General features: G+C 46.6%; 6 protein-coding genes. 5 read left to right on the top strand and 1 reads right to left on the bottom strand.

Translation table 11 applies throughout. The features are described 5' to 3' along the window. Positions 1-940: biotin synthase BioB (gene bioB, locus B3O33_RS10635; RefSeq protein ID WP_292363564.1), on the bottom strand; the 940-nt coding region annotated here is incomplete at its 3' end. A gap of 33 nt (positions 941-973) precedes the next feature. Between bioB and B3O33_RS10630 the strand changes: the two genes are divergently transcribed. From B3O33_RS10630 to B3O33_RS10610, 5 genes are all read left to right on the top strand, one after another. Next, positions 974-1,699 (top strand): ComF family protein, encoded by a 726-nt coding sequence (locus tag B3O33_RS10630; protein WP_292362240.1) that lies wholly within the window; start codon positions 974-976, stop codon positions 1,697-1,699. A gap of 37 nt (positions 1,700-1,736) precedes the next feature. Further along, complete coding sequence (locus B3O33_RS10625; RefSeq protein ID WP_292363563.1) at positions 1,737-2,810, top strand: GGDEF domain-containing protein; 1,074 nt, start codon at positions 1,737-1,739, stop codon at positions 2,808-2,810. Between the two features lie 66 nt (positions 2,811-2,876). Next, positions 2,877-4,367, top strand: coding sequence for a DUF1538 domain-containing protein (locus B3O33_RS10620; protein WP_292362238.1), 1,491 nt, complete (start codon positions 2,877-2,879; stop codon positions 4,365-4,367). After that, complete coding sequence (locus B3O33_RS10615; RefSeq protein WP_292363562.1) at positions 4,364-4,714, top strand: transcriptional regulator; 351 nt, start codon at positions 4,364-4,366, stop codon at positions 4,712-4,714. The genes B3O33_RS10620 and B3O33_RS10615 overlap by 4 nt, the downstream gene beginning before the upstream one ends. Before the next feature lie 18 nt (positions 4,715-4,732). Next, on the top strand, positions 4,733-5,122 hold the full coding sequence (locus tag B3O33_RS10610; protein ID WP_292362236.1) for a CBS domain-containing protein: 390 nt from the start codon (positions 4,733-4,735) through the stop codon (positions 5,120-5,122). Positions 5,123-5,131: the final 9 nt, after the last annotated feature.

The raw sequence follows: 5,131 nt of genomic DNA, 5'->3' as shown, positions 1-5,131 counted from the left end.
ATAAACGTTGATCATGATCGGTATCCGGATTGTCAGTAGTCAGCAGTTTTTCGCCGTAGAAAATCGAGTTGGCACCGGCCAGGAAACTCATTGCCTGCAATTCATCAGTCATGTTTTCACGACCCGCAGAAAGTCTGACAAAAGACTGCGGCATCATAATGCGTGCCACAGCGATGGTGCGAACAAATTCAAACGGATCCAGATTATTGATGCCGTCCAAAGGTGTACCTTCGACTTGCACCAGTAGATTAATCGGCACGCTCTCAGGATGACTTGGCAGATTAGCCAGACTGATTAACAGACCAGCGCGATCCTGACGGCTTTCACCCATGCCGACAATACCGCCACTGCAGACATGAATGCCCGCTTCACGAACATGAGTTAAGGTATCCAGTCGATCCTGATAGGTACGCGTTGAGATGATTTCACCATAGAATTCCGGAGAGGTATCCAGATTGTGATTGTAATAATCCAGACCAGCATCTTTCAGACGCTTGGCCTGGTGATTTTCCAGCATACCCAGCGTGACGCAGGTTTCCAGCCCCATATCCTTAACGCCTTCAATCATCGCGACGACACGATCCACATCGCGATCTTTCAGGTTACGCCAGGCAGCGCCCATACAAAAACGGCTGGCACCGGTGGATTTGGCCTGCGCAGCAGATTCGAGCACTTTATCCAGAGGCATTAACGGTTCGGCTTTCACTGCCGATGGATGATGCGCACTTTGCGGGCAGTAACCGCAATCTTCGGCACAACCACCGGTTTTGATACTCAGCAAGGTACTGATTTGTACAGCATTGGCATCAAAATTCTGCCGGTGAATGGTTTGCGCTTGGTACATCAGATCCGCAAATGGCAAATCAAACAAGGCTTCAATTTCCGCCTGCTGCCAGTCATGGCGGAGCGGCGCGGTCTTTTCTGCTATATTTTCAGTCATGGGCTTCTTCATCAGATTTAATGGATTAATAACATGATGGCCAGAAACTTTCGTGCTGTAGTGACGCATCGTTTGGCAGAATTATACAGCAAACTGTTGCCGATTCCCTGCTTCCTCTGTGGTGACTTTAGTCCAGATGATGTGCTTTGCAGCGCCTGTGCAGATGAGTTGCCGTGGTTGGATACGTGTTGTCAGCAATGTGCTATACCGCTGAATGAAACAGGAATTTGCGGCCAATGCTTGCAACAACCGCCACCACAGCAATCAACTGTTGCATTGTTTCGTTATGAAGCGCCAGTTAATCATTGTATCGCTGCTTTTAAGTTTCATCAGCAATTGGCATTTACACAGCTGTTTGCCCGACTGCTGGCAGATAAAATCCATCAACGACACCAGCCATTGCCCGAAATACTTATCCCTGTCCCATTGCATCCCAGTCGGTTACGCGAACGTGGTTATAACCAGTCAGCTCAACTGGCCGCTGCGCTGTCGAGAAGACTTGGTGTAGCAACCGATAAACACGGTTTGATCCGCCAGCGTAATACCAGTCCACAATCCGGCCTGAGCGGTAAACAACGCAAACGTAATCTAAAACAGGCCTTTGCCGTTGCTAAAGCATTGCCTTACAAACATGTTGCACTGGTCGATGATGTATATACCACGGGACATACGGTCGCCGAAGCCAGCCGATGTTTACAGCAAAATGGTATAGAGACAGTAGAAGTATGGACAATTGCCCGCGCAATACGCCATTATTAGGTCTCACCTCACTCATTTCAGTGCTCAAGGCTGTTGCATGCCTCAACAAGACGTGACGACGCTTCAAGATCGATTGGATGATCTGCTCCGTATTGCCAAAAGCAATGAGCGGAAACAGCTCAACTTTCAGCAATATGAATTAAGCTTGCTGAATAGCAGCGGCCTGGAGCCGTTACTGAAATTGATCCTCGAAGAACATAAACATCGCTTTCAACTGACGACCGTCACGCTGATGTTGCATGATCCGGAATATGAATTCCAACGTTTGCTGGAGTCAGTGCCAGAAATACAGCAATGGCAGAACCATTTGTTATTTACCGAATCCGTTCAACGTCTGGAACAGTTCTTCAGTTTACGGCGCATTCCACGTCTTACCAGCTTTTCACCTCATCAACATCAGCAACTGTTTCCCTCACATAGTGAATTGGGATCAGTCGCCCTGCTCCCCCTGATACGTCAGAATCAGTTAATTGGCAGTCTGAATTTAGGCAGCCGCAATCCCAATCGATTTCAATCCAATATCGGCACACAGTTTCTGCAGCATCTGGCTGCCGTGGTATCAGCCTGTATCGAAAATGCGCGTTTGCATGAAGAAGTAAAACTGGTCGGTCTGCGTGATCCACTGACCGGCGTGAATAATCGTCGTTTTTTTGATCAGCGCATCGTGGAAGAGTTCAGTCGGGCTATTCGTAACAAAACTGCTTTGTCCTGTTTATTTGTTGATCTGGATTATTTCAAACGCATAAACGATAGTCATGGACATCAAACTGGCGATCAAGTGCTTAAGCATGTCGCCCAGCTGCTTAATGACAGCCTGCGCCAGGGTGATGTGCTGGCTCGCTACGGTGGTGAGGAATTTGTCGTATTGTTAGCTGATGCCAGTGGTGTGGTCGCAGCAGATATTGCAGAACGGATGCGGAAAACAGTTGCTGAAACGCATTTTACTGCTAATTCAGGGAAAACATTTCGCGTCACCTTGTCAGTGGGTGTATCGACTCTGGAGCCTGGCAGTAATATGACCGTAAAACGCTTATTGCAATCTGCAGATCAGGCTGTGTATGGCGCCAAACTGTCCGGACGCAATCAGGTAAAGGTCAGTGCTGAGGCGTGAGATCAGCTTGTGGCGCTGAATAACAGTCTTTACAATTAATTCCATACTACAACGTAAGAGGATGCAGTGAATCAACTGAAAGCATTTTCAGATGCATTTATGCATGCAATGAAAAACCTGCTGCCCATCGTGATTGTAGTGGTTATTTTTCAAACCTTTATCTTACAGAGTATTCCTGATAACACCCTGAGCATCAGTATTGGGTTGTTTATCGTGGCTATTGGCGTCGCATTGTTCCTGCGGGGTCTTGAACTCAGTATTTTCCCGGTCGGCAAAAGCCTTTCCAATCAATTTACCAAACGTGGTTCCTTGTGGATTTTATTGTCATTTGGTTTTGCTCTGGGCTTTTCTGCTGTCATTGCTGAACCGGCATTAATTGCCGTAGCCGAACAGGCCCAGGAAATCAGTGAAGGTCGAATTGACGCGCTGATTCTACGTTTTCTTGTGGCCATATCGGTGGGCTTTGTGGTTGCGCTTGGGGTATTTCGGATTTTATTTGGTTATCCGCTGCACTGGTTCATGATCATTGGCTATCTGCTTGTTGTAACCATAACCTTTTTTACTCCGGCTGAAATTGTGGGTCTTGCTTATGATTCTGGCGGTGTGACCACCAATATTGTGACAGTGCCATTAATAGCGGCTTTAGGTATTGGTTTAGCCTCATCCATTCGTGGGCGTAATCCACTTATTGACGGTTTTGGCATTGTAGCAATGGCAGTGATGGTACCGATGATAACGGTGCAGCTGTATGGGATTGTCGTGTTCAGTGGGGCTGAAACTGCTCCGGCAGCAGAGCTCAGTATAGACACGGCTCAGCAAGAGGCTATCTCCGGTCCGATGACCATGCTGATGGATTTACTGGGCATGGTGGGCGATGTCTTGCCTATCATTATCACGATTCTTTTCTTCCAATATCTGGTTCTAAAACGTCCTCTAAATAATCCACGTAAAGTGGTTTTAGGCTTTGCTATGGTGTTATTTGGTTTATATGCATTTGTGGTCGGTTTGAAAATGGGTTTGTTTCCCATCGGCAGCAGCATGGCTGAACAGCTGATAAAAAATCAGCACATTGTCTATGTCTATCTGTTTGCTTTTGCCATAGGTTTTGCCACAACCATGGCGGAACCCGCCTTGATTGCTATCGGTCAACAGGCTGAGGAAGCGGCTTCCGGCAGAATAAATGGCAATGTCATTCGAATATTAGTGGCTATAGGGGTGGCGGTTGGCATCACTATCGGCGTACATCGTATTATCGCGGGCGACTCGATCCATCATTACATTATTGGCGGATACTTAATCGTCATCGTGCTCACCCTGATTGCACCCAAATATATTGTGCCTCTGGCATATGATCTTGGTGGTGTGACAACCTCCGAAGTAACCGTGCCCTTGGTGACGGCACTGGGTATCGGTCTGGCAACACATATCGAAGGCCGTAATATTCTGATGGATGGCTTTGGCTTGATAGCCTTTGCTTCTATCTTTCCAATCATAACGGTCATGCTCTATGCTATTGCGATGCATCTCATGACGACATTGAAAAAGGTGAACGCATGAAATTTTCTGTTCTTGTCGCGATTGTTCCGGAAGAAAGTGAACAGGCTGCCATTGATGCAGCAAGGGATTTAGGGGCGGGCGGTATCACATTGTTGACTGCTCGCGGTATCAGCAACAACGCCAAAAAAACATTCTTTGGTCTTAGCTACGATGGTAGTCAAAGTGTTTTATTGATGGTGCTGGAAAAAGGCCTGTCACTCCAGGTAGTCAAAGCCATTCAAAAAATTCTCATGCCCGATAATCAGGATTCGAATGGTCTGGTTTTTACCCTGCCACTGGAACATCTGGCTGGTATTGATACTTCTCAGGTAGAAAAATTCCAGCAGCATTTACGAGAGTCTCTCTAGATATCAAGGATTACCCCGATGCGATTAGTTAAAGACGTTATGATTTCCAACGTGGTGACAATTTCACCGTTTGCCAAAATGCGTGAAGCGTTAAGCCTGATGAAGCGCCACAAGATAAAATCTCTGGTAGTCGACAAACAGAATCATCATGATGCGTTTGGTTTGATCACCTATAGCGATATTCTGAAAACCGTTATTGCTGAGGAAGGTGATATTGATCTGCTCAATGTTTACGATATATGTGCCAAACCCGTCATTACGGTTGGGGAGGATTTATCGATAACACATGTCGCCACTTTAATGACTACGCACCGGGTGAAGCGATTGTTGGTGGTGAACAATAACGATCTGATCGGACTGGTGGCAATGAATGACATCATGGAACAACTGCTAAGCGAAATCGAATAAATCTTTAAT

The sequence above is a fragment of the Methylophaga sp. UBA1464 genome (assembly GCF_002325665.1).
Taxonomy (GTDB): domain Bacteria; phylum Pseudomonadota; class Gammaproteobacteria; order Nitrosococcales; family Methylophagaceae; genus Methylophaga.
Note: the sequence above shows the minus strand (reverse complement) of the source record. Positions and strands in the feature narration are given on the sequence as shown.

What these genes read in the sequence shown, in the direction of transcription:
- B3O33_RS10630 (WP_292362240.1), top strand. Translation starts at nt 974, where the DNA reads ATGATGGCCAGAAACTTTCGTGCTGTAGTGACGCATCGTTTGGCAGAA.
- B3O33_RS10625 (WP_292363563.1), top strand. Translation starts at nt 1,737, where the DNA reads ATGCCTCAACAAGACGTGACGACGCTTCAAGATCGATTGGATGATCTG.
- B3O33_RS10615 (WP_292363562.1), top strand. Translation starts at nt 4,364, where the DNA reads ATGAAATTTTCTGTTCTTGTCGCGATTGTTCCGGAAGAAAGTGAACAG.
- B3O33_RS10610 (WP_292362236.1), top strand. Translation starts at nt 4,733, where the DNA reads ATGCGATTAGTTAAAGACGTTATGATTTCCAACGTGGTGACAATTTCA.